General features: G+C 69.3%; 24 protein-coding genes. 8 read left to right on the top strand and 16 right to left on the bottom strand.

Features of this window, described 5'->3' with window-relative positions; all coding sequences use genetic code 11:
* Nucleotides 1-129: 129 nt before the first annotated feature.
* Both Q7J39_RS05185 and Q7J39_RS05180 read right to left on the bottom strand, forming a co-directional pair.
* Nucleotides 130-1413 (bottom strand): MFS transporter, encoded by a 1284-nt coding sequence (locus Q7J39_RS05185; RefSeq protein ID WP_304821135.1) that lies wholly within the window; start codon nt 1411-1413, stop codon nt 130-132.
* 82 nt (nt 1414-1495) lie between these two features.
* Entirely contained in the window at nt 1496-2305 is an 810-nt protein-coding gene (locus Q7J39_RS05180; protein ID WP_304821133.1) for a 2-keto-4-pentenoate hydratase, read from the bottom strand.
* Nucleotides 2306-2446: 141 nt separating this feature from the next.
* Between Q7J39_RS05180 and Q7J39_RS05175 the strand changes: the two genes are divergently transcribed.
* Both Q7J39_RS05175 and Q7J39_RS05170 read left to right on the top strand, forming a co-directional pair.
* Complete coding sequence (locus Q7J39_RS05175) at nt 2447-3775, top strand: polysaccharide lyase family 1 protein (protein ID WP_304821131.1); 1329 nt, start codon at nt 2447-2449, stop codon at nt 3773-3775.
* Nucleotides 3776-3928: 153 nt separating this feature from the next.
* A complete protein-coding gene (locus Q7J39_RS05170) occupies nt 3929-4969 on the top strand; it encodes a LacI family DNA-binding transcriptional regulator (RefSeq protein ID WP_304821129.1) in 1041 nt (346 codons plus the stop codon).
* Between the two features lie 319 nt (nt 4970-5288).
* Here the strand turns inward: Q7J39_RS05170 and Q7J39_RS05165 are convergent, their stop codons facing one another.
* Entirely contained in the window at nt 5289-6155 is an 867-nt protein-coding gene (locus tag Q7J39_RS05165; protein WP_304821127.1) for an alpha/beta fold hydrolase, read from the bottom strand.
* 132 nt (nt 6156-6287) lie between these two features.
* Here Q7J39_RS05165 and Q7J39_RS05160 point away from each other — a divergent pair, with 132 nt between their 5' ends.
* Nucleotides 6288-7961, top strand: coding sequence for a class I adenylate-forming enzyme family protein (locus Q7J39_RS05160; protein WP_304821125.1), 1674 nt, complete (start codon nt 6288-6290; stop codon nt 7959-7961).
* A 24-nt stretch (nt 7962-7985) separates the two neighbouring features.
* Nucleotides 7986-8429, top strand: a complete 444-nt coding sequence (locus tag Q7J39_RS05155; RefSeq protein WP_304821123.1) for a GFA family protein — start codon at nt 7986-7988, stop codon at nt 8427-8429.
* A gap of 5 nt (nt 8430-8434) precedes the next feature.
* Here the strand turns inward: Q7J39_RS05155 and Q7J39_RS05150 are convergent, their stop codons facing one another.
* From Q7J39_RS05150 to Q7J39_RS05130, 5 genes are all read right to left on the bottom strand, one after another.
* On the bottom strand, nt 8435-9115 hold the full coding sequence (locus tag Q7J39_RS05150; protein ID WP_304821122.1) for a hypothetical protein: 681 nt from the start codon (nt 9113-9115) through the stop codon (nt 8435-8437).
* Nucleotides 9112-9345, bottom strand: coding sequence for a hypothetical protein (locus Q7J39_RS05145; protein ID WP_304821121.1), 234 nt, complete (start codon nt 9343-9345; stop codon nt 9112-9114). Before Q7J39_RS05145 ends, Q7J39_RS05150 begins: the two co-directional genes overlap by 4 nt.
* Nucleotides 9342-9722, bottom strand: coding sequence for a hypothetical protein (locus Q7J39_RS05140; RefSeq protein ID WP_304821119.1), 381 nt, complete (start codon nt 9720-9722; stop codon nt 9342-9344). The genes Q7J39_RS05145 and Q7J39_RS05140 overlap by 4 nt, the downstream gene beginning before the upstream one ends.
* 205 nt (nt 9723-9927) lie before the next feature.
* Nucleotides 9928-10494, bottom strand: a complete 567-nt coding sequence (locus Q7J39_RS05135; protein ID WP_304821117.1) for a hypothetical protein — start codon at nt 10492-10494, stop codon at nt 9928-9930.
* Between the two features lie 3 nt (nt 10495-10497).
* Nucleotides 10498-11298, bottom strand: a complete 801-nt coding sequence (locus tag Q7J39_RS05130) for a DUF2306 domain-containing protein (RefSeq protein ID WP_304821115.1) — start codon at nt 11296-11298, stop codon at nt 10498-10500.
* Between the two features lie 85 nt (nt 11299-11383).
* On the opposite strand from Q7J39_RS05130, the gene Q7J39_RS05125 reads away from it, so the two are divergent.
* Nucleotides 11384-12409 (top strand): AraC family transcriptional regulator, encoded by a 1026-nt coding sequence (locus Q7J39_RS05125; protein WP_304821113.1) that lies wholly within the window; start codon nt 11384-11386, stop codon nt 12407-12409.
* Between the two features lie 125 nt (nt 12410-12534).
* Nucleotides 12535-13476, top strand: a complete 942-nt coding sequence (locus Q7J39_RS05120) for a DUF808 domain-containing protein (protein ID WP_304821111.1) — start codon at nt 12535-12537, stop codon at nt 13474-13476.
* 111 nt (nt 13477-13587) lie between these two features.
* On the opposite strand, the gene Q7J39_RS05115 is transcribed toward Q7J39_RS05120, so the two are convergent.
* The 4 genes from Q7J39_RS05115 to Q7J39_RS05100 form a co-directional block, all read right to left on the bottom strand.
* On the bottom strand, nt 13588-13992 hold the full coding sequence (locus Q7J39_RS05115) for a glyoxalase/bleomycin resistance/extradiol dioxygenase family protein (protein WP_304821109.1): 405 nt from the start codon (nt 13990-13992) through the stop codon (nt 13588-13590).
* Nucleotides 13993-14077: 85 nt separating this feature from the next.
* Nucleotides 14078-15334 (bottom strand): RNA polymerase sigma factor, encoded by a 1257-nt coding sequence (locus Q7J39_RS05110; RefSeq protein WP_304821107.1) that lies wholly within the window; start codon nt 15332-15334, stop codon nt 14078-14080.
* Entirely contained in the window at nt 15331-15702 is a 372-nt protein-coding gene (locus tag Q7J39_RS05105; protein WP_304821105.1) for a YciI family protein, read from the bottom strand. The genes Q7J39_RS05110 and Q7J39_RS05105 overlap by 4 nt, the downstream gene beginning before the upstream one ends.
* Before the next feature lie 76 nt (nt 15703-15778).
* Nucleotides 15779-16372, bottom strand: a complete 594-nt coding sequence (locus Q7J39_RS05100; RefSeq protein WP_304821103.1) for a TetR/AcrR family transcriptional regulator — start codon at nt 16370-16372, stop codon at nt 15779-15781.
* Nucleotides 16373-16447: 75 nt separating this feature from the next.
* Between Q7J39_RS05100 and Q7J39_RS05095 the strand changes: the two genes are divergently transcribed.
* Nucleotides 16448-17641: a serine hydrolase gene (locus Q7J39_RS05095; RefSeq protein ID WP_304821101.1), complete on the top strand. Its 1194-nt coding sequence runs from the start codon at nt 16448-16450 to the stop codon at nt 17639-17641.
* 24 nt (nt 17642-17665) lie between these two features.
* Here the strand turns inward: Q7J39_RS05095 and Q7J39_RS05090 are convergent, their stop codons facing one another.
* From Q7J39_RS05090 to Q7J39_RS05080, 3 genes are all read right to left on the bottom strand, one after another.
* Nucleotides 17666-18337, bottom strand: a complete 672-nt coding sequence (locus Q7J39_RS05090; protein WP_304821099.1) for a hypothetical protein — start codon at nt 18335-18337, stop codon at nt 17666-17668.
* A 305-nt stretch (nt 18338-18642) separates the two neighbouring features.
* Nucleotides 18643-19302 (bottom strand): HAD family phosphatase, encoded by a 660-nt coding sequence (locus tag Q7J39_RS05085; RefSeq protein ID WP_304821097.1) that lies wholly within the window; start codon nt 19300-19302, stop codon nt 18643-18645.
* An 18-nt stretch (nt 19303-19320) separates the two neighbouring features.
* Complete coding sequence (locus Q7J39_RS05080) at nt 19321-20163, bottom strand: phosphotransferase (RefSeq protein WP_304821095.1); 843 nt, start codon at nt 20161-20163, stop codon at nt 19321-19323.
* A gap of 380 nt (nt 20164-20543) precedes the next feature.
* On the opposite strand from Q7J39_RS05080, the gene Q7J39_RS05075 reads away from it, so the two are divergent.
* On the top strand, nt 20544-21161 hold the full coding sequence (locus Q7J39_RS05075; RefSeq protein WP_304821093.1) for an NUDIX hydrolase: 618 nt from the start codon (nt 20544-20546) through the stop codon (nt 21159-21161).
* A gap of 314 nt (nt 21162-21475) precedes the next feature.
* Here Q7J39_RS05075 and Q7J39_RS05070 read toward each other — a convergent pair whose 3' ends face one another.
* A complete protein-coding gene (locus Q7J39_RS05070; protein ID WP_304821091.1) occupies nt 21476-21838 on the bottom strand; it encodes an argininosuccinate lyase in 363 nt (120 codons plus the stop codon).
* Nucleotides 21839-21924 lie beyond the last annotated feature (86 nt).

The following is a 21924-nucleotide window of genomic DNA, read 5'->3' as shown; positions in this document are numbered from 1 at the left end:
CTCCGGTTACCTAGCCCATTGGCGGAAAATGACGGGGGCGTCAACTTGAGAAGACGCCGCCGCGTCATACGGCCTCGTGAGCGCCCCGCATCGCGAGGGCCCGAAGCCTGCGTCCCGGGTCGTCCGCGCTTAGATCCTGGCGGGCGCAAGCCTCGGCGAGAGCAGGTGGACCGCCAGCAGGGCCAGGAAGTAGATGCAGCCGCAGACCGCGAAGATCGGGCCGTAGCCGCCAGCCTGCTCCAGCACCTGACCCACCGACTTGGCCATCACCATGCCGCCGATGCCCCCCAGCATCCCGCCGATGCCGATGACGGAGCCCACGGCGCTGCGCGGGAAGACATCTCCAGGCAGGGTGTAGAGGTTGGCCGAGAACGCTTGGTGCGCGGCGGCGACGAGGCCCACAACGGCGGTGGCCAGCCACAGATCGTGAATCTGGTTGATGAAGAAGTAGGGCAGGGTGGCGACCGCGCAGATCAGCATGGTGATCTTGCGCGAGAAGTTCAGGCTGCGCCCGGCCTTCATCAGGCGCGAGGACATCCAGCCGCCGCCAACGCTGCCGACGTCGGAGATCAGATAGACCGCCGCCAGCACCAGGCCGAAGGTCGTGACGTTCAGGTCGAAGGTCTTCTTGAAGTAGTCGGGCAGCCAGAACAGCAGCATCCACCAGACCGGATCGATCAGGAACTTGCCCAGCGCATAGGCCCAGGTCTCGCGCTTGGTCGCCACCTTCAGCCAGCTGACCTTCTGGTCGGAGTCCTCGGGATCGGACCGGATGTGGGCGAGTTCGGCGGCGTTGACCTTGGGCTCCTGCTCGGGCGACCGGTACATGATCAGCCAGGCCACGATCCACAGCATGCCGATCACGCCGGTGATGATGAAGGCCGCCCGCCAGCCATAGGCCAGCATGATCATGGGGGCGACCAGGGGGGTGACCACCGCCCCGATATTGGCCCCGGCGTTGAAGATGCCGGTGGCGAAGGCCCGCTCCTTCTTGGGGAACCACTCGGTGACGGCCTTCACCCCGCCCGGGAAGTTGCCCCCTTCGCCGACCCCGAGCAGGACCCGGACCAGGAAGAACTGGCTGAGGGTGCTCGCGCCGGCATGGGCGATGTGGGCCAGCTGCCAGATGATGAAGGCCGAGGCGTAGCCGATCTTGGCGCCCACCCGGTCCACGAAGGCCCCGAACAGCAGATAGGAGGCGGCGTAGGCGGCCTGGAAATAGAAGACGATATCGGCATAGTCGGTCTCGCTCCAGCCCATCTCGTCGGACATGAAGGGCTTGAGCACCCCCAGCATCTGCCGGTCGACATAGTTGATCACCACGGCGGTGAAGAGCAGGGCGCAGATCACCCAGCGGCGGCGCGTCATCTTGCCGTCCGCCGTGACGGCAGGCCCGGTGTCGGTGGTGGTCATGGACAGAACGCCCTTTTGTTTCTTCGCCTTGGCGACATCTCTTGAACCTCCCCGCCATCGCCGAGCGGGAAGGGTTGTCTCGTCAATCGGCCGGCTTGGCTGGGTAGGCGCGGCAGGCGATCTCGCCAAAGCCCTCGAAGCGTACGGCGCCGGTCTGGCCGGCGGCGATGTCATGGATGCCGGCCGCGGCGCCGGTGCAGATGTACATGCCGGCCGTCAGCGGGCGGCCGCGCCGGGCGGTGTTCTCGGCCAGGAAGCGGATGGATTCCACCGGGCCGCCCGGCAGCAGGAAGGCGCCGCCCTGGCCCACGACCTGACCCTCGATCACGGTCTCGCAGCGCAGGTCCTCGATGCGGCGGCGACGCCAGTCGACGATCTCTGCGCCCACCATCAGGCCGGCGTTGTTGCCGAAGTCGGAGACAACAACCGTGGGCCCCAGGATGTTGATGCTGGCCAGGGGGCTGCCGGCCGGCTCCATGCCGATGTGCAGGGCGCCGATCAGCTCGGCGGCCTCCTGCGTGGTCCAGGTCAGCTTGTCGGCCGGGGCGTCGAAGGCGATGCGGGCCACATACTCGGCCTCCACGGCGGCGAACCCGCCCTCGAAGACCGGGAAGGGCGTCACGTCGCCGGGCGTCACATGCCACAGGGACTTGGCGAAGACCGGGCCACAGATGCGGTTGCTCTTCAGGCGTTCCTCATGCTCGGGCGGCACCCGACCGACCTTCCAGCCGATCACCTCGTCGGGCCAGAGTTTTAGCGCGGCGTCCTGAACGCGGTAACCGGTGGCAAGATCGCTCGGCACGGGGCCGGGATAGTCGGAAAGGGCGGTCGCCGAACGCCGGGCGCGGACAAACCGCGCCGCCACGTCGTCGATGGGAAAGCCATCTGCCATGCTTGCCGCCGGAACGCTCACGCGAAATCGCCTCCCCACCCGCTCGCCCTCGAAAGGCGCTGTTGTCTCTAGAGGAAACCGGTGTCATTTTCAAATCAAGTCCCAAATTCGCAATTTCAAGGGGCATCAGGGAGAGCTTCCATGGGTATTCGCCTGGCCGCCGTGGCGCTGTTTTCGATCCTGCTGGCCGCCGCCGAGGTTCAGGCGGCCGAGCCCCTGGCCTTCCCGGGCGCGCAGGGCTGGGCGGCGACCACGCCGGGCGGGCGCGGCGGGCGGATCCTCAGGGTCACGACCCTGGCCAGTGAGGGACCGGGCTCCTTCCGCGAGGCGGTGGAAGCCAAGGGGCCGCGCATCGTGGTCTTCGAGGTGGGCGGGGTGATCGACCTCGACCGCAAGACCATCAGGATCACCGAACCCTTCCTGACCATCGCCGGCCAGACGGCGCCGTCACCGGGAATCACCCTGATCCGCGGCGGCATGGACGTCTCGGCCCACGACGTCGTCCTGCGGCACATCCGGGTCCGTCCCGGCGAGGCCGGCCAGCTCAAGAAGAGCGGCTGGGACGAGGACGCCTTCTCCACGGTGAGCGGGGCCTACAACATCATCGTCGACCACTGCACCTTCACCTGGGCCACCGACGAGAACCTGTCGGTCTCCGGCCTGAGGTTCATCGGCAAGACCCCGGACGACTGGCGGGCGGCGACCTCGCACCGGATCACCTATTCCAACAACATCATCGCCGAGAGCCTGGCCTATTCGACCCACGCCAAGATCGAGCACTCCAAGGGCAGCCTGATCCACGACAACGCCAGCGACCTGCTGATCGTCGGCAACCTCTATGCCCACAACTATGAGCGCAACGCCCTGTTCAAGGGCGGGGCGCGGGCGGTGATGGCCAACAACCTGATCTTCAACCCCGGCCAGCGAATCCTGCACTACAACCTGCAGGCCAATGAGTGGGGCGATCACCCCTATGAGACCGGCCAGATCGTGGCGGTGGGCAACGCCATGCGGGCGGGAATTTCCACCCCCGACCAGGTGGCCTTCTTCGAGCTCGGGGGCGACGGGGATGTGGCGTACTACGGCCGCGACAACATCGCCGTGGACCGCATCGGCCGGCCGCTGCCGATGCTGGGCCGCTACACCACCAGCCGGGCCAGGATCATCGAGACCAGGACCCCTCCGACCTGGCCGGAGGGCTTCAAGCCGATGGCCGCCATGGACGTGCAGAAGTCGGTGCTGATGAACGTCGGCGCCCGCCCCTGGGACCGGGACTTCGACGACGTCCGGCTGCTGGCCGACGTGGCCGAGGGCCGCGGGACGATCATCGATTCCGAGCAGGCCCTGCACGGCTACCCGACCCATAAGCCGACGGCGCGCCCGTTCAACGAGGCCGACTGGAACCTCACCGACATGACCCCCAGGCGGCCCGAAGTGCTGGATTCCAGTTCCAAGGCCAAGGGCACCTAGGGCCGACCTGGCGGCGGCCTCGTGCCGCCGATCGAGGCGCAACAGGCGGCTCATACCCCATGATGCCGCCGTCCCTCCCTCGGCATCAGGCCCGCTTGGCGCACCCCGAGGCGCAGGCTATGACACCGGGACAAGATTGAGGACATTTCCCCCGTGGCGACACGCGACCCAGGCGCCGACAAGGCCAAGCGGCACACCATCAACGACGTCGCCCGCCTGGCCGGGGTGTCGAAGAAGACCGTCAGCCGGGTCATCAATGAGAGCCCCTTCGTCAAGGAGGAGACCCGCAAGGCGGTCCTGGAGATCATGCGCGAGACGGGCTACGTCCCTGACCCGCAGGCCCGCGGCCTGGCCTTCCGCCGCTCCTTCCTGGTGGGGCTGATCTACGACAACCCCAACCCCCAGCACACCATCAGCCACCAGCAGGGCCTGCTGGACGCCATGGCCGGCTCGGGCTTCGAGCTGGTGGTCCGCCCGGTGGACCGTAACTCGCCGCGCCTGCTGGCCGACATGCGCGACTTCGTGGAGCGCCAGAAGCTGTTCGCCGTGGTCCTGCCCTCGCCGGTCTCGGAGGACGAGAAGCTGGCCGCCCTGCTGCGCGAGCTGGACGTCCCCTATGTGCGCATCGGCTCGGTGGCCCTGGACGAGCCCGACCGCATGCTGGTCAGCCACGATGGCCGCGGCGCCGCCCAGGCCGCCCGCCACCTGGCCGACCTCGGCCACACCCGCATCGCCCTGATCTCCGGCCCCCCCACCTTCCGCAGCTCCATCGAGCGGAAGAAGGGGTTCGAGGAAGGCCTGGCCGAGGCCGGCCTGAGCCTGGACCCGGCCTATGACAAGGTCGGCGCCTATACCTATGAGAGCGGCCACGCCGCGGCCCTGGAGCTGTTCCGCATGGAGCAGCGCCCCACCGCCATCTTCTGCCTCAACGACGAGATGGCCACCGGGGTCTACACCGCCGCCCGCGAGATGGGCCTGTCGATCCCCGAGGACTGCTCGGTGGTGGGCTATGACGACGCCCCCATCGCCGTGCGCCTCTGGCCGCCGATGACCTCGGTGCGGCTCCCCTTGCGCGACATGGGCCGGATGGCCGGCGAGATGCTGGTGCCCAACGCCCTGCGCGAGAAGCGCGCCGACGCGCACGAGGTGGCGCCGCAGCTGGTGGTGCGAGGGTCGACGGGGAAGGTGGGGTAGGGTTCAGAGGCCCGGTGCTCCCGGAGCGCCTCGGTGTCTCGGGCCTCGACGCTGTCCGGGGCGGGGCCTTGGGTTCGGCATTTGGGGGTGTGAGTTGCGCGGCTCCAGCTGTCTTCCGATCGTCGAGCTTGGGCGACGCGCTGGCTCAGCAAATCGCGCAGGCTGAGCAGCAAGCCGCCGAAGTGGCCGCTCTTCCGCTCGACGCGCCAATGCCCTTTGCTGACATTTCCACTGAGCCGTAGGTACCTTGCGCGGCCGACAGAGGAGTCCTAGGCGCGAGGCTTAGAATGACGGGCGTGGGGGCTGCCGCCTCCGCCGGCTACTCCGCCAGGAACGCCTCGGTCTCGGCCATGAAGGCCTCCAGCCTGTCGTGGTGCACCCAGTGGCCCGCACCTTCGAAATTCACCAGGCGAGCGTTGCGGAAGTTCTGGATGCGGCCGTCGAGGACGGGGTCCGACGCCCAGGACTCGGCGCCTCGGGCCAGCAGGACTGGGGCGGTGATCTGGCGCCAGAGGTGGTGCTGGTCGGCGTGGGAGAGGCTGCCGCCGCCCCAGCGGGTGTGGTTGTCGAACTTCCACGACCAGGTGTCGTCCTCGTTCTGGTGGGCGCCGTGGACCGTCAGGTGGCGGGCCTGGTCGGGGCTGAGGTGGGGGTTCTCCTGGGCCATGCGGGCGGTGGCCTCGTCGAGGCTGGCATAGCGGCGCGGCGCGCGGCCGGAGTTCTCGCGGCGGTCCTTGATGGCGTCACGCAGGCGCTGGTCGACGCTGCGGGCGGCCTGCTCGGCGATCACCTTGGGGGAGGCGCCCAGGCCCTCGATGGCGATGACCTTGCTGACCGTCTCGGGGAAGGTGCCGCAGTAGTTCAGGGCGATGCCGGCGCCCAGCGAGTGGGCGATGATGGTCACCGGGGCCAGGCCGGTCTGATGCACCAGCTGGGCGATGTCGTAGAGGTAGGCGGCCTGGTCATAGCCGCCGCCGATCGCCCAGGCGCTGTCGCCGTGGCCGCGCAGGTCCGGGGCGATGATGTGGTAGCGGTCGGCCAGCCGCGCGGCGACCCAGTCCCAGTTGCGGCAGTGATCGCGGCCGCCGTGGATCAGCAGCAGGGGCGGGGCGCCGGCGTTTCCCCAGTCGACATAGTGCAGGCGCAGGCGCTGCGAGAAATAGAAGTGGGAGGTGGGGCCTTCCATGGGGGACTCTCCGCCGCTCAGGGGGCGAGACCCTTAGCACCGCCGCCGGCCCCTGGACATCGCCGCCGAACTCTGGCGCCTAGCGCGCTTAGCCCGGCGCGAGTTCGGGGTTTGGCCTGGGGGATTTGAGACGTGAACAGGATCGAGGCGCTGGCGCAGCTGACCGGCGAGGGTCTGCCGTACGAACTCGCGGAGACCGAGGCTCTGGGCCGCCGGGTGCGGGCGTTCAAGAACGCGCCGGTCAACCTGGCGGCGCTGTTTGCGGCCGGGCGCAGCGACCTGCCGTTCATCGTCTACGAGGACGAGCGGCTGAGCTTCGAAGAGGCCTGGACGCGCTCGCAGCATCTGGCGGCGGTGATGGCCCGCGACTATGGCGTGGAGAAGGGCGACCGGGTCGCGATCTCCATGCGCAACTATCCGGAATGGATCCTCGGCTTCATGGCGGCGACCTCGATCGGGGCGATCGCGGTGGCGATGAATGCGCTGTGGCAGCCGCACGAGATGGAATACGGGCTGAAGGACTCAGGCGCCAAGCTGCTGCTGGCCGACCAGGAGCGGCTGGACCGACTGGCCGCCTGTGAGAACGCGCCCGCGGGCCTGGCGGTGATCGCGGTGCGGGCCACCAAGCCTCTGGCGGCCGGCGTGCGGGCCTATGACGAGGTGATGGCCCGCGCCGCGCCGGTGGGGGCGGGGCCGCCGGAGCGGCACGTCGGGCCCGACGACGACGCCATCATGCTCTACACCTCCGGCTCGACGGGCCATCCCAAGGGGGCGGTCTCGACCCACCGCAACATCATGTCGGCCCTGCTGTCGTGGGAGTTGGACGCCCAGGCCGGCATGCTGGCCGGCTTCGCCCCCGTCGCGGGCGGGCCGCAGCCCGCCGCCCTGCTGTCGATCCCGCTGTTCCACGTCTCGGGCCTGCACGTCAGCCTGCTGCAGAGCTTCCGCGCCCAGCGGCGCTTGGTCTGCATGTACAAGTGGGACCCGGCCCAGGCCGTGGAGATCATCGAGCGCGAGCGCATCACCGGCTTCAACGGCCCGCCGGCGGTGACCGGCGACCTGGTGGAGATCGCCCGGCGCGAGGGCCGCGACCTGAGCTCGCTGATGGCCGTGGGCGGCGGCGGGGCGAGCCGCGCGCCGGAGCAGGTGCGGGCCATCGACAAGGCCTTCCCCAACGCCGCGCCCAACACCGGCTGGGGCATGACCGAGACCAACGCCATCGGCACCTCGATCGCCGGCGCCGACTACCTGGCCCATCCGGCCAGCTCAGGGCGGGTGTCGGGCGTGCTGGACATCCGCATCGTGGACGAGGCGGGCGTCGCCCAGCCGGCGGGGACGCGGGGCGAGCTGCAGATCCGCGGCGCCTCGATCATGCGCGGCTACTGGAACCGCCCCGAGGCCAATGCCGAGACCTTCGTGGACGGCTGGATGCGCACCGGGGACGTGGCCTATGTCGACGACGAGGGCTTCGTCTACATCGTCGACCGTATCAAGGACCTGGTGATCCGGGGCGGGGAGAACATCGGCTGCGGGTCGGTGGAAGCCGCGCTCCTGGAACATCCCGATGTGCTGGAGGTCAGCGTCTACGGCGTGCCCGACGAACGCCTGGGCGAGGAGGTGGGGGCGACGATCTATGCGCGCTCGCCCATCGACGAGGCCGAACTGCGGGCCTTCCTGGAACCGCGCCTGGCGAGGTTCGAGATCCCCCGCTATTTCCATTTTGCCGGTGAGCCCTTGCCGCGCATCGCTTCGGGTAAGATCCTCAAGCGGCAACTGCGGGACGAGGCGGCCGCCCGCTGGGGCTGAGCCCGCCGAGGGAGGAAGCCGCCGATGGTCAGAGCCGCCTGTCACTGCGGAGCCGTCCGCATCACGATGGACCCGGCGCCGGTCTGGGTGCTGGACTGCAACTGTTCGATCTGCCGCCGCTATGGCGTGCTCTGGGCCTATGGCTCCGATCCCATCGGCAAGACGCAGCTCAGCGTGGACCTGGTTCAAGGGGCCGATGCGGTGGAGGCCTATATCTGGGGTAACCGCTGGATCGGCTTCTGGCGCTGCAAGACCTGTGGCTGCGTCACCCATCACACCGCCCTGGACCAGCCCTCCACGATCCGCGCGGTCAATGCCCGGATGTTCGTGAACTTTGACCCGGCCAGCGTAACCATTCACCGGAGCGACAACGCCCACACCGGTGGGTTCTGGACCCGTCCCGACGCGCCCATCCGGAAGGGCGGTCAGCCCCCCATGGAGCCGCCTGGACCGGACGACTGGCGCTAGAGAGCCTAGCGGAGCTTCGGCGTCGTCATGCCCGGGGGCGGCGGTCCGACGCCGCCGATGCCCTGCAGCATCTGCTGGGCCCTCTGGACCGCCGGCTGCGGCGCCTTCTCGGGGGTGTTCTCGGAGAGCTGGTAGACCCAGTTCACGAAGATGCCGAAGAAGGCCAGGGACACCACCAGGATCAGCAGGCCGGTGACCGACGAGCGCAGGGAGATCTTGCCGCGCTCCAGGCTCAGCACGCCGTCGGAGGCCAGGCTGGCCTGGCCGGTGGCCGCCAGGCGCGAGGCGGCCAGCAGCTGGAGGCCGGCGAGGGCGACCCCCGACAGGGTGATGGCGACCACCATCCACAGCATGACGTTGCCCTGGAACTGCTGCTGCACATAGGCGGTGCGGCGGATGCGGAAATCGTCCAGCAGCAGGGCGCGGTAGGCGTGGTTGTAGCAGACCGAGGAGACCCGATCGACGAGGTCGGGGGTCTGCTCCTTCACCGGAACCGGGGCCAGTTGGTCCTTCCAGCAGCGCTCGAAGGTGGTGGGGGTGGCCGGCGCCGTGGCGGGCGGCAGCGGCCGGGTGGTCCAGATCGCCATCAGGGCGGCCACCACCAGCAGCCCCGAGATCGACAGGATGATCTGGAGGCCGCGCCGGCTCAGCGAACCGCCGGGTTGGGTCTTGGGCGGCGGCTTCATGGCGCGACCACCTCGCCCAGGGCGGCCTGACCCTGGCGGGTGGGGCACCAGCAGGAGGCGCCCGGGGAGGCATAGGCGTTGATCCGGCACTGGCCCACCGGGGTCCGGCACAGGGGGGCGGCGGTGGGCGGCGGATCGTTCAGGCCCGGGACGGAGACGCCCGGAATGCTGAGACAACCGGCCAGCAGCAGGGCGCAGGCGGCCATCAAGAGAGCAAGCCGGGCCTTCATTGTCCCACCGTGCCCGTGGCGAATCCGCCGTCCTCGGTGGGGCACCAGCAGGCCTGACCCGCGGTGGCCAGGACGTTGACCGTGCAGGCGCCGACCAGGGTCCGGCAGACGGATGGGCCGGTGGCGAGGTTGATCAGCGTGGGCGCGGCGGGAACCCGCACCGCCCGTTCGGCCTGTATCGACTTGATATAGGCCTCGGCCTCGATCCGGCCGGCGTCGCGGGCGATGGCTTCGCTGATCGCCGAGCTCCGCGCGCTGTTGGCGTTGTCGAGCCTTCTGGCGTTGTCGGGCAGGATGTCGAGCCTGGACACCAGGTCCGACAGGAAGCCCGCCGCCTGGGACGGCCCGGCCGCCGCCAGGGCCAGGCCCGCAGCCATCGCAGCCGCTAAAACTGCAATCCTCATCTCCACCCCCTCAAGTGGAGCCGATCGTCGGCTCGGCGAACGCCGTTGTCAATTCCGCGTGGCGGTCAGGCCGTGGCCGCGCGCGGCCTGCGCCGCTTCACCCGGCCCTGGCGCTTGCGCCGCCAGATCACCACGCCGGTGACGCTGAGCGCGCGTCTTTGGCTGCGGAAGACGCGGCCTAGGGTTTGCGGTCCGCAATCGCCTTGGCGAGCGCCAGTGGGAGGTAGAGATCGAGTTGGGCCAGCACGGCGGTGTAGGCGGCCATCGGTTTGCCCCAGGCGTCGGGGATCGGGGTGTCCTGGCCGCTGGCGTAGGCGGCCAGGGTGTGGGTCTTGGCGCTGGCGTCCGGATAGAGGGCCACGACCTTCTCAACGTGCGTCGCGGTCATGGTGAGGATCAGGTCGGCGTGGGCGATGTCGGCGGCCGTCGGGGGCCGGGCGCGGTGGGCGGCGAGGTCGAAGCCGCGGGCCGCCATCAGGGTCTGGGCGTTGGCCTCGGGCGCCTCGTCGAAGGGATCGACGTCGAGGCCGCGGGAGATGACGGCGATCGGCAGGGCGCGGCGGGCGGCGAGCGCCCGGGCCAGGGTCTGAGCCATCAGGCTGCGGCCGGTGTTTCCGGTGTCCACGAAGGCGATCTTTAGCGGCTCGGCGGCCTGCGCCCCGCCGGCGAACGCGGCCAGCAGCGGCAGAACGAACAGGCGGCGGCGGTCGAGCATGGCGGCGATCCCGGTGAAGGCGCCCAGCATGGACTAGAGCCGCGGCAGCCACATCCCCATCACCACCAGAAGGATGCCCGCGGCGGTCGCCAGACTGAGAACGAGCAGAAGCGCTGCCATGGCGCCCTTGGCGCGCGCGCCGCCCCGCGCTCCGGCGGCCAGGTAGAGCTCCAGGATCGCCAGGGGCAGGAGCACGTGGGCGAAGGCCAGGAAGATGTCGAAGGGTCCGTCGAAGGCGGCGGTGTGCCCCACCGGCGCCTGGTGGACCGCGAACCACAGCATCATGCCCAGGCGATAGAACCAGACGGCGTTGATCACCACGAAGAGCCGTAGGGCCCAGCGGCGGTGGTCGATGAAGGCCCGCGCCCGCGCCGCGCGCCAGGCCCGCGTGGCGAAGGTCAGGACCAGGGCGGCGTTCAGGGCGTTGCCGAGGGTCATATAGATCCCCGCCACGGCGCCGCGGGTGAGGGCGATGAAGAGGCCGCTGCCCGCCGCCACCACCGCGGCCACCACGAACAGGCGTCCATTCCATCGGTGCAGCCAGGGCGCGCGGGCGCGGATCTGGGGAACCAGCTGCAGCGCCCCGCCGAGGGTGACGATCAAGGCCAGGCTGAGATGGGCGCCCAGGGCCAGGTTTCCCCTCAGGTCGCCGGCGACATAGCCGTGGCCCTCCGGCAGCACCCGGTTCCACCGGTTGAGGTCGCCCCCCAGCAGGCCCACCCCATAGAGGGCGGCGATGTAGAGGCCGAAGGCCCACAGACCGGCGACCGCGACCCCGTACCAGAGCACGGCGGAGGCCCGCAGCAGCCGTTCGGCTTTCGGCGCGGTGGACATGACTCTACTCTCCGGTTCGCGACCAATTCCTTGGTGAAATTTAGGCTGGCGCGCCGCAGCGTCGATGACCGCAGGACCCAGACTTGTGACCGCAGGGATCAATCGCACCGACCGGCCCACCGTCTCGGCGGGCTACGCCCAGGCGCTGCTGGACTTCGCGGTGGCTCAGGGGGCCGGGCGGGCGCTGCTGCTGGCGCGGTCCGCGATCGCGGCGGACGCGCTGAGCGACCGAGACAACCGCGTGCCGTTGGCGAGCTATGTGGCCTTGATGCGGTCGGCCAAGGACATCTGCGAAGCCCCTGACCTGGGCCTGCGGTTCGGCGCGGGGACCAACTTCGAGGAGGTGTCGCTGGTGGGGCTGATCTGCCGCGCCGCCGGGACCATGGGCGAGGCGCTGCAGCAGTTGAACCGCTACCGGCGGCTGATCGCCGAGGTGGACCTGGGGGGCGGGGAGAGGTTCGAGCTGGTCTCGCGGGACGGCGACCTGTGGCTGGAGGACCGGCGGCCCGACCCGAACGCCTTCCCCGAGCTCACCGAGGAGACCTTCGCCCGCTTCGTGTGCGAGGTGGCGCGTAGCTACGGCGACGTCCCCTTCGTGACCGCGGTGGAGGTGACCCACGCCAGGCCCGACCATGCCGCCGCCTACGCGGCGGTGCTCAAGGCGCCGGTAGTGTTCGGCGCGGCGCGCAACGCCCTGCGGATCGAGCCCTCCTGGCTGTCGCTGAAGACCCAGGGCGCCAACAGCTATGTGTTCGGGATCTTCAACGACCGGGCCGACGCCCTGCTGGCCAGGCTGGAGGCCTCGCGCACGGTGCGCGGCGAGGTGGAGCGCCTGCTGGTGCCGCGCCTCCACCTGGGGGCCGCGAGCATGGCGGTCACGGCCGGGCTGATGAACCTCAGTCGCCCGACCCTCTATCGCCGGCTGAGGGCCGAGGGGGTGAGTTTTGACCAGGTACTGGACGACCTGCGCCGGGAGCTGGCCAAGACCTACCTTGCGCGGCTGTCGGTGAACGAGACGGCCTACCTGCTGGGCTTCTCCGACCGCAGCGCCTTCTCGCGAGCTTTCAAGCGGTGGACCGGCCAGGGTCCGCGCGGCTGGAAGGACGCCTAGCGCCGGGATACCGACGCGGGCCTGAGCGCGGTTTAGGCCTTCCGCAGCCCGACGTGGTGTTTCCGCTTGGAACCCCGGGCGTTTTCACCGATTGCAGGCGGACCGATCTCACGAGGGACTGACCGATGGCTTCCGGCCTTGCCGCGCTGCTGGACGACGTGGCGGCGATCGCCAAGATCGCCGCGGCCTCCGTGGACGATGTGGCCGGCGCGGCGGGCAAGGCCGGCTCCAAGGCCGTGGGCGTGGTGGTGGACGACGCGGCGGTGACGCCGGGCTACGCCATGGGCTTCACCCCGGACCGCGAACTGCCCATCGTCTGGAAGATCGCGCTAGGCTCCCTGCGCAACAAGTTCGTCTTCCTGCTGCCCGGCGCCCTGGCGATGAGCGCGTTCGCGCCCTGGCTGGTCACGCCCCTGCTGATGGTCGGCGGGACCTACCTGGCCTTCGAAGCCAGCGAGAAGATCCTGGAGGCCTTCGTGCCGCACGAGGCGGGCGAAGAGCTGGAAGAGCTGGCGCTCAGTTCGACGGAACTGGAGGATCAGAAGGTGGCCGGCGCCATCCGCACCGACCTGATCCTGTCGGCGGAGATCATGTTCATCGCCCTGGCCGACGTCGCCGATCGCCCCTTCGCCATCCAGGCCGCCGCCCTGGCGGTGGTGGGCCTGGCCATAACCATCGGGGTCTACGGGGTTGTGGGCCTGCTGGTGAAGATGGACGACATCGGCCTGCACCTGGCCAATGGCCACACCCGGCTGGGCCGCGCCCTCGGTCGTGGCCTGGTGAAGGCCATGCCGACCCTGCTGGGCGGCCTGGCGACCATCGGTACGGCCGCCATGCTGTGGGTCGGCGGCGGCATCCTGGTCCACGGCCTGGAGCACTTCGGCTGGATGACCATCCCCCATCTTGTGGAGGGCCTCTCTCACTGGGCGGGCGGCGTCCCCCGCGTCGGCGCCGTCACCGGCTGGCTGGCCTTCGCGGCCGGCTCAGCGGTGGTGGGCCTGGCGGTCGGCGCGGTGATCGTCGGTGTGGTCCATCTGGTGCAGAAGGTGCGCGGCGGCGGCCACTAGTCCTCGGACTGAAGAGCGCGCATCTCGATGGGCCGGGCGGAAATCGACTGGGCGGCGCATTTTCCTCCCCTGTGCAGCGGAGCGGAACGAGGGAGGAAATGTCGATCATGCCTACTGCGCGGCCGGCTGGTTGAAGGCCCAGTGGACGCCGAAGGGGTCGACCAGGGCGCCGTAATAGTCGCCCCAGAACATAAGCTGCGGCTCGGAGGTGGGCTTGCCGCCGGCGTCCACCGCGCACCTCCACCAGGTGTCGAGGTCGGCGACGACGAGCTGCATGGTGAAGCTGTGCGAGGGCTGGTGGGCGTAACCGCTTTCCGGGAAGGCGTCGCTGAGCATCACCGAGCCGCCGTTGATCTCCAGGTGAATGTGCATGAACCGCTTGCCGTCCTCGGCCGGCATGACGCGCAGTTCCTTGGCCCCGAAGGCCTTCTGGTAGAACGCCGAGGCGGCGCCGGCGCCTTCGACGCTGAGATAGGGGATGACGCCCTGGAACACGGGATCGAGGGTCTGGCTCATATGGGCTCTCCAAGTTTGCGCCCGGATGGCGCTCTGTTCCCAGGACGAATGGGGCGGCTCCAGTCCGACATCGGGCGGGCCGGCCTCACGCGCTCGTGGCGTTGTCCTGCTGCAGGCGGTCGAGGTGCATGCGGATGTGGTTGGCCTCGGCCGGGGTGTTGGCCAGCGCGATGGCCTGGTTGAAGGCCTCGCGGGCGTCGTCGGACCGGCCCAGTTGCAGCAGCAGCGCCCCCTTGGCCCCGAAGAAATGGAAGTAGCCGCCGAGCCGGTTGGCCAGGGGCTCGATCATGTCGAGCGCCGCCTGCGGCCCATGCACCTTCGACACCGCCACGGCGCGGTTGACGGTGATGACGGGCGAGGGGGTCATGATCTCCAGGGTCGCGTAGAGGTGGTCGATCTGGGCCCAGTCGGTGTCCTCGAACCGGGCGGCGCGGGCGTGCAGGGCGGCGATGGCGGCCTGGACCTGGTAGGGGCCGGGACGGCGGTGGCGCATGGCCTTGTCGATCAGGGCCAGGCCCTCGGCGATGTCGCGGGTGCTCCAGAGCGCTCGATCCTGATCTTCAAGAAGGATCACCTCGCCGGCGGCGTCGAAGCGGGCGGCGGCGCGGGCGTGCTGCAGCAGCAGCAGGGCGGTGAGGCCCATGATCTCCGGTTCGGCCTGGAACAGGCGGAGCAGCAGGCGGGAGAGCCGGATGGCCTCCTCGCAGAGCGGACTGCGGGCGGCGATCTCTGCGCCGCCGGCCGAATAGCCCTCGTTGAACAGCAGGTAGACCATGGCCGCCACCACGCCGAGCCGCTCGGAGCGCTCCACCGGACCGGGGGTTTCAAAGGGCACATCGGCGCGGGCGATCCTGGCCTTGGCGCGGGTGATCCGCTGTTCCATGGCGCTGTCGCCCACCAGGAAGGCGCGGGCGATCTGCTTGACGGTGAGGCCCGAGACGATGCGCAGGGCGACGGCGATCTGTTGGGTGGGCTGCAGGTCCGGATGGCAGCAGATGAACAGCAGCCGCAGGATGTCGTCGCGGTAGTGGGCGCCGTCCAGCCGGTCGGCCATCGGGGTTTCGACGTCGTCGAGGTCGGAGATCAGGTCCTCAGGCGGAAGGGCGGTCTGCTTGGCCTGGCGGCGGACCTGGTCGATGGCGGCGTTGCGGCCCACCATGATCAGCCAGGCGGCCGCATCGCGGGGCGGACCGTTCTGCGGCCAGGCCTTCAGCGCCCGCAGGCAGGCGTTCTGGAAGGCCTCCTCGGCGGTGTCGAGATCGCGGAAATAGCGCAGCAGGGCGCCGATGGCCTGGGGCCGGGCGGCGGTGATCGCCTGCTCGATCCAGGCCAGGTCGCTCATGCCACGTCGCCGCCGGGCAGGAACAGGCGGATCGGCCGGATCTCATAGCCGCCGCCGGAGCCGGGATTGGCCTTGGTGAGGTCCTTAGCGGTCTCGATGGCTGCCTCGAGGTCCTTGCACTCCACGACGTAGAAGCCGAGCAGCTGCTCCTTGGTCTCCACGAAGGGGCCGTCGGTGATCAGGCCGCCCTCGCGGTGCAGGCTGGTGGCCGCGGTTGTGGGCAGCAGGCGCAGGGCGGGGCCAAGCCGGCCCTGGGCGTGGAGCTTCTGGTGGACCACGTCGAGGTCGGCCATGACCTTGTCGTCCTCTTCCTGGCTCCAGGAATAGACGATCTCTTCGGAGTTGTAGCAGAGGATGGCGTAGAGCATTTCGGCGTCCCTGATCGAGGCTAGGACGAACGAGTATGCCCGGACCCGACAGGGGGCCGAAGAAAAAGCGCGACGCCTAGCGAGGCGGCGACGCCAGGGCCTCGAAGGCCGCGTAGAACACCTCGTCGGGGACCAGGTCCGGGGTCATCAGGCGCTGGAAGACCAGGCCCTCGGTGAGGGCGTGGATCACCACCACCAGGATCTCCGGCGGCATCGGGCTATCGCCATCCTTCAGGATGCTGGCGAGCCAGGCCGCGCCCCCGGCATAGCTCTGGGCGGTGATCTCGCGCACCTGGGCCCGGGCTTCCTCATGGCTAAGGGTGTGGGCCATGCCGCTGAGGCGGGCGGCGGCCGCGCCCTGACGGACGGGGACGGCGGCCAGGGTCGCCTTGGCGAAGGCGTGCAGGATCTGGGGGAGGCTGGAGCCGGGCGTGATCACCGGCTTGATGGGCGCCCAGTCTGTCTGGGCGATGGCCATGAACAGGTCCTGGCGGTTCCGGAAATTGCCGTAGATCGCCCCGCTGGTCATGCCGGCGCGGCGGGCGACGTCCTCTAGGGTGGTGGCCTCGAACCCCTTCTCGCGAGCCAGCTGGCGGGCGGCCTCCATCAGGGCGGCACGGGTGCGGGCGCGCTTGTCGCCCTTGGGCTTGCGGCGGGTCTCCTTGGTCATGGAGAAGACCCTAGGCGGTTGCCAATTAATAGGAAGTCTATTTTATAAGATATATATTTTATGGAGTCGGGGCGGATGAACACGATCGATGAGGCCCTGGGGGCGGTGGTGGCGGCTGGAGACCTGGCCGGCGCGGTCGGCCTGGTCTGGCGGGGCGGGGCGGCGCAGGTCGCCGCTGTGGGCTGGCGGGATATGGAGGCTGGCCTGCCGATGCACCGGGACTCCCTCTTCCGCATCGCCTCGATGTCCAAGCCCATCGTCTCGGCCGCGGCGATGACGATGCTGCAGGAGCGGCGGTTTGCCCTGGAGGACCCGATCTCCCGCGTGGCGCCGGAGTTCTTGGCGATGCGGGTGCTGCGCGATCCTGACGGGCCGCTGGACGACACCACGCCCGCCGACCGGCAGATCACCTTCGAGGACCTGCTGACCCACCGGGCGGGCCTGACCCAGGCGGGCTTCCATTCCGGTCCCATCGACGCGGCCCACCGCGAGGCCCTGGGGCCGGACCTCGACAGCCCGCTGTCGCCGGACGCCTGGATCTCAGGGCTGGCGAGCCTGCCGCTGGTGGGCCAGCCGGGGGCGTCCTTCACCTATGGCCGGTCCACCGACCTGCTGGGCCTGTTGCTGGCCCGCATGGAGGGCGCAACCCTGGAGGAGGTGTTGCGCCACCGGGTGTTCGAACCCCTGGGCATGAGCGACACCGGCTTTTCCGTGCCGCCGGACAAGCGCCACCGCCGGGCGGGGCTCTACGGCTTCGACATGACCGGCAAGCTGAAGAAGATCGACGCCCCGCCCGGTGGCGTGGCCTTGCCCGAGCGGCCGGGCGACATGGAATTCGCCTCCGGGGGCGCGGGCCTGTGGTCGACGGCGGACGACTACCTGGCCTTCGCCCGCATGTTCGTGGACCCGTCGGTGAAGCTGCTGTCGCCGGAGACCCTGGCCTTGATGACCACCAACCGGCTCACCGACCCCCAGCGGCTGGGGGCTGAGATGTTCGGCATGCCGACCTTCGGGACCGGCTCCGGCTTCGGTCTCGGCGTTTCTGTCGTTCTCGATCCGGCCACCGCCCAGGTGATGCGCGGCAAGGGCGGGGTGGGCACGGTGGGCTGGCCCGGCGCCTATGGCGGCTGGTGGCAGGCCGATCCCACCAACGGCTCGGTGGCCATCCTGCTGATGCACAACATGCTGGAGCTGGAACAACTCACCGCCGGCTACGGCCTGGGCGGCTACGGCGCAATCATGGAGTTCCACGCCCTGGCGACAGCCTAGCCGAAACCCGCACCGTCACCCGCTCTAGCTCTGTTCGAACCGGACGCGCTGGTAGGTGTTGGGCCCAAACAGCACGGCGGTCAGGAACAGGAAGATGAATTCCGCCGCCAGCAGCCGCCAGGCGCCGGTCTGTTCCGCCACGCTGAAGGCTTCCAGCGCGTCGCGGCCGAAGAACAGCCAGGCGCCCCCCTCGACCACCAGGGCGGCCATCCCCCAGCCTACGGCGTCGAGCACGGCCTTACCGGCCGTCCAGGCGGCCCGCAGCCGGAAGAGCAGGGCAAGCAACCCCAGCCACCATGGCGCCCAAAGCCAGCCGGCCAGCATCGCCGAAAGCGGTTCGGCCCAGCTCGGCAAGGCGGCGACCAGGGCGGTGATCAGGCTGCGCGGCGCCTGCGGCTCGAGCGCCAGCGCCAGATGCGGGACCGCATAGAGGGCGGCGAACACCAGGAAGACGGGGGCCATCCAGATCGCCGGCCGTCCATGGACCTTGCGCCAGGCCTTCACCTCAGCGGCCGCCGCCGGATCCTGCCGGGCCTTGGCCGCCCGCCGGGTGGTCTTCTCGCGAGGCGCCGGGTCGGCAGGCCTGGGCCGCCGCGCGGCGAGTGCGGCCAGCGCGGCCTTGAGCCGAGCCCACAGCGTCGACAAACCCGAGGGCTCGGGTCCGCTGACCGTCGGTTGGTTTCGTTCGCCGCCCATGCCTTCCCCCCGGAAGTCGCCAGGGCAGGATGACCCAGTCGCAGAACGGCGTCACGCGAGTTGGAGTTCTCCGCGCCGGCGACGAACTGGGGGGCCATACCAATCTGCGCGCCTCCAGTTTTCCTTCTCCCCTTGCGGGAGAAGGTGGCCCTGCGGAGCAGGGTCGGATGAGGGGTCGATAGGCCTCTCCGGTTTGGGCGCTTGGATGATCAACGGAGATGGGAGCGTGACCCCTCATCCGACCGGTCTCCGACCGGCCACCTTCTCCCGCAAGGGGAGAAGGACGCGCCCAGTTAACTTCGCGATTAGGTCAGAACCAGGTCGCAAACCTCATGGAGGTCGCGAACGACAAGGGCGCAGAGCGCGCGAATGTCCTCGGTTGGCGCCATCAGATCGGGAACCATGACCGTCATCATGCCGGCCGCCGATGCCGACCGGACCCCGATGTGGGAGTCTTCGAGGGCCAGGCAGAGGCGGGGTTCGACGGCCAACCGCTCGGCGGCTTTCAGGAAAGGATCGGGCGCGGGCTTGCCGGTCTCGTAGTCCCCCCGGCAGACGATCTGGTCGAAACGACCCGTCAGGCCCTGCGAGGTCAGGTGACGCTCGACGGTGGTTCGAGATGACGAGGTGGCGATGGCGCGTGGCAGCCGGAGCTGGTCGAGGGAGCCCAGCAGTTCAGGTACCCCAGGCTTCATGGCGGGCCTGTTTTCGGCGACCAGCCAGAAGTGGCGCCTCCAATCGGCGTGGAAGTCCTCGAACATGAAGTCCTCGCCGAAGTGCGACCGGAACAGGTCCCCGCACTGCGAGCGCCGCACGCCGATGGACCTGTTGTAGACCTCCTCGGGGATGTCATGCCCGCGCTCGGCGGCGGCGGCCAGCAGCGCCTCCTGCCAGAGCGCCTCGGTGTCGAACAGCAGGCCGTCCATGTCGAAGACCACGGCGCTCGGGCGGTATGGCAATGTCATTCTGTGGGCGTCCTTCTGTCAGCCACGCCCTTCAAGGCGCCGCGTCATGGCTTGTAGCGACGGCCATGGCGGGCCCTTGCGCAGGGTGTCGATGAAGTGTTCGGCCCACTGTCGGCCGTTCGGGAACTGGTCGCCGACGTCCCACCGCCACGCCGCGCACATCGCCAAAACGAGGGCGCGACACTCGCTCAGCAGCGCCTGATCAACGTCGCGGTAGTGCTCGGGTACCCCCTCAGGCACGTGGGCCAGATCGAACTCGATCGGCCCGAAACAACAGGTCTCAAGGTCGATGAACAGCGGCCCGATCTCGGTGCTCAGCACATTGCCGGGGTGGGGTTCGCCATGCAGCAACTGCTCGGCCGCGCCGCGCGCGACAATCGTTCGCCGCAGGCTCTGCAACATGCCGCTGAGGAGGTCCCGGTCCGCATCGGCGAGGTCGGGTGTCTGGCTCCGGTTCGCCACGAGCGCCTGGGCTTCGGCGACGCGGTCGGTGAAGTGCGGCGCCACGATCTCGATCGTCTTCATGCCCGCGTGCAGACGCCAGAGGGCATCTGCGTAGTCGGCTGGCGCGAGGTCTGGCGCGACGGGCGCGTGGTAGGTCCAAAGCGTGATCGCGAAGTCGTCGCGCTCGTGGACTCGCGGCGCAATCCTAGGGTCGAGAGCCGCCGCAGGACTCCCGGTCTCGGCGAGCCGCCGGGCCAGCTCCACCTCGAACTGCGCCACCTGCATCGCCAGGGGCGCGACCCGGGCGAAGGCGTCACAGGGCCGTAGGCGCAAGGCGAGCTTGTTCGAGTTCTGAAGCACGACCGCGTCGTCGGCCTGGAGACCGAGCGCCTTGGCGGTCGAGATGGCCGCGGCCACCGCTCGCTGAAGTTCAGGGGGCTGCAAGGGCTGCTCGCTCTGCGCTCAGATTGGCCCACCAAGGAAGCCTGCGCCCCATCAATACGGGTGGCGCAGGGCGGTCAACCGCTGAGGGTGGGCCCCTTCCCAAACCCCCACGCAAAACGGCCCGGAGCCTTAAGCTCCGGGCCGTCCTGTTGTCGTCCGTAGCGCTTAGGCGAACTGGCCCATGGTGTTGTGGACGCCGCCGGCCTTTCAGGGCCGCTTCGCCGGCGAAGTAGTCCTTGTGGCCGTCGCCGAGGTCGGAGTCCGACATGTTCCGGTGCTTCATCGCCACGTCAGGGATGGGCGGCGACCAGACCTCGGCTGGATGCGCCAGGAACTTTCCCTAGGATGATCGGATGACTGACCGGCCGATCCCGACGCGTCCTATCGATGCGCGCTCCGTCGCCGCCCCCAGCAGCCAGGCTGAGGCCGCGGCGGCGTTTGCCCCCTTGCTCGCCGCCCACGAACCCTTCTTCGACCATGAGGTTCAGCGGCCGCAGGGACGGCTGCGTGTGCGGGGCTACGCCGCGGCCATTCCCGTGCCGGACATTCTGGTGACGGCGGTCCGGGCCGTGGTCTTCAGAGGCTCGCGGGTGGTGGTGCTGAGTGAGTCCGACGGCACGCACCACGTCATGCCCGGAGGACGCCGAGAGCCGGGCGAAGGCCTGGAAGCGACCGTCCGGCGCGAACTCCTGGAGGAGTGCGGGTGGCGCGTGGGCGCGCTTCGGCCGTTCGCCTTCCTGCATTTTCAGCATCCGGGACCAGCGGCCCCGGCCGACTGGTGCGACTTCGCGAACCTCATCTATCTCACCGAAGGCGCGAACTACGACCGGCGAAGCCTTGATCCCACCCAGGGCAAGGTGCGCTCGATGTTGATGTCTACGAACGCGGCGTTCGGCGCCGTCACGGATCGCCATCGCGCGATCCTCACGGCGGCCCTGTCGGCCAAAAGAGCGGCCTCGGCGGGAGGGTAAGGCGCCGCCATGGTAAGACCGTCGTCGGGGCTGGTGGCGGGCCGACCCCACCAATGGCCCTGCGGCCATCCTGCTGATGCGCAACATGCTGGAACTGGAACACCTCACCGCCGGCGACGGCCTGGGCGGCTACGGCGTGGCGTTCCACGCTCTGGCGACGGGGTCGGGGCGCGTGTCTAGTTGAAGGCTAGCGATGCCATGGGCAGGGACCAATAAGCAGACTCGGGGAGTGTCAGAGATGGGTGGGAAGCGGACGTCACCGACGCTGCCCGGGTGGCCAGGTGAAAGCATCCGGACCGCCCGACGATCTCCCGTTACTCGGTGACGGCCGACGTCGCTCCCGTACTACGATTGTAGCGAACAGTGACCGCTGAGATTGTGCACAGGTCGAGGTTTGACCAGATAGCCTCTTCCTTGTCGTCGTAGACCACCTTTATGTCGAAGCGGCAGACGTTCTCCGCAGCGTCGAAAGTGATGTCGACGTTGGCGCCGTTCTTCAGGACGTCATCGCCCATGACGTCCTCCTCCCAATCATTGCTTTTGCTGGCGGCGACGTAGACCTGTTCGATCGTGTAGCCGGTCTGGTTCTTCAACGTGAAATCTTGATCCCCGGCGACGGCAGGGAAAGCGGCGAGCGCGAGCATCACTCCCGCGGCAGCGAGCAACTTCCTCATCATGTGATCTTCCCCCATAGGTCGGCCGAGGAACGCGGCAGACCGGGCGGTCTGTGCAACGCCGCCTCAGGGTTTGCAAGCAAGCTTCA

Source organism: Phenylobacterium sp. (assembly GCF_030651185.1).
Classification (GTDB): Bacteria; Pseudomonadota; Alphaproteobacteria; order Caulobacterales; family Caulobacteraceae; genus Phenylobacterium.
The sequence above is the reverse complement of the archived record's forward strand: the minus strand, read 5'-3'. Positions and strand labels throughout refer to the sequence as shown.

What these genes read in the sequence shown, in the direction of transcription:
- Q7J39_RS05185 (WP_304821135.1), bottom strand. Translation starts at nt 1,413, where the DNA reads ATGACCACCACCGACACCGGGCCTGCCGTCACGGCGGACGGCAAGATG.
- Q7J39_RS05180 (WP_304821133.1), bottom strand. Translation starts at nt 2,305, where the DNA reads ATGGCAGATGGCTTTCCCATCGACGACGTGGCGGCGCGGTTTGTCCGC.
- Q7J39_RS05175 (WP_304821131.1), top strand. Translation starts at nt 2,447, where the DNA reads ATGGGTATTCGCCTGGCCGCCGTGGCGCTGTTTTCGATCCTGCTGGCC.
- Q7J39_RS05165 (WP_304821127.1), bottom strand. Translation starts at nt 6,155, where the DNA reads ATGGAAGGCCCCACCTCCCACTTCTATTTCTCGCAGCGCCTGCGCCTG.
- Q7J39_RS05155 (WP_304821123.1), top strand. Translation starts at nt 7,986, where the DNA reads ATGGTCAGAGCCGCCTGTCACTGCGGAGCCGTCCGCATCACGATGGAC.
- Q7J39_RS05150 (WP_304821122.1), bottom strand. Translation starts at nt 9,115, where the DNA reads ATGAAGCCGCCGCCCAAGACCCAACCCGGCGGTTCGCTGAGCCGGCGC.
- Q7J39_RS05145 (WP_304821121.1), bottom strand. Translation starts at nt 9,345, where the DNA reads ATGAAGGCCCGGCTTGCTCTCTTGATGGCCGCCTGCGCCCTGCTGCTG.
- Q7J39_RS05140 (WP_304821119.1), bottom strand. Translation starts at nt 9,722, where the DNA reads ATGGCTGCGGGCCTGGCCCTGGCGGCGGCCGGGCCGTCCCAGGCGGCG.
- Q7J39_RS05135 (WP_304821117.1), bottom strand. Translation starts at nt 10,494, where the DNA reads ATGCTGGGCGCCTTCACCGGGATCGCCGCCATGCTCGACCGCCGCCGC.
- Q7J39_RS05130 (WP_304821115.1), bottom strand. Translation starts at nt 11,298, where the DNA reads ATGTCCACCGCGCCGAAAGCCGAACGGCTGCTGCGGGCCTCCGCCGTG.
- Q7J39_RS05120 (WP_304821111.1), top strand. Translation starts at nt 12,535, where the DNA reads ATGGCTTCCGGCCTTGCCGCGCTGCTGGACGACGTGGCGGCGATCGCC.
- Q7J39_RS05115 (WP_304821109.1), bottom strand. Translation starts at nt 13,992, where the DNA reads ATGAGCCAGACCCTCGATCCCGTGTTCCAGGGCGTCATCCCCTATCTC.
- Q7J39_RS05110 (WP_304821107.1), bottom strand. Translation starts at nt 15,334, where the DNA reads ATGAGCGACCTGGCCTGGATCGAGCAGGCGATCACCGCCGCCCGGCCC.
- Q7J39_RS05105 (WP_304821105.1), bottom strand. Translation starts at nt 15,702, where the DNA reads ATGCTCTACGCCATCCTCTGCTACAACTCCGAAGAGATCGTCTATTCC.
- Q7J39_RS05100 (WP_304821103.1), bottom strand. Translation starts at nt 16,372, where the DNA reads ATGACCAAGGAGACCCGCCGCAAGCCCAAGGGCGACAAGCGCGCCCGC.
- Q7J39_RS05095 (WP_304821101.1), top strand. Translation starts at nt 16,448, where the DNA reads ATGAACACGATCGATGAGGCCCTGGGGGCGGTGGTGGCGGCTGGAGAC.
- Q7J39_RS05090 (WP_304821099.1), bottom strand. Translation starts at nt 18,337, where the DNA reads ATGGGCGGCGAACGAAACCAACCGACGGTCAGCGGACCCGAGCCCTCG.
- Q7J39_RS05085 (WP_304821097.1), bottom strand. Translation starts at nt 19,302, where the DNA reads ATGACATTGCCATACCGCCCGAGCGCCGTGGTCTTCGACATGGACGGC.
- Q7J39_RS05075 (WP_304821093.1), top strand. Translation starts at nt 20,544, where the DNA reads ATGACTGACCGGCCGATCCCGACGCGTCCTATCGATGCGCGCTCCGTC.
- Q7J39_RS05070 (WP_304821091.1), bottom strand. Translation starts at nt 21,838, where the DNA reads ATGATGAGGAAGTTGCTCGCTGCCGCGGGAGTGATGCTCGCGCTCGCC.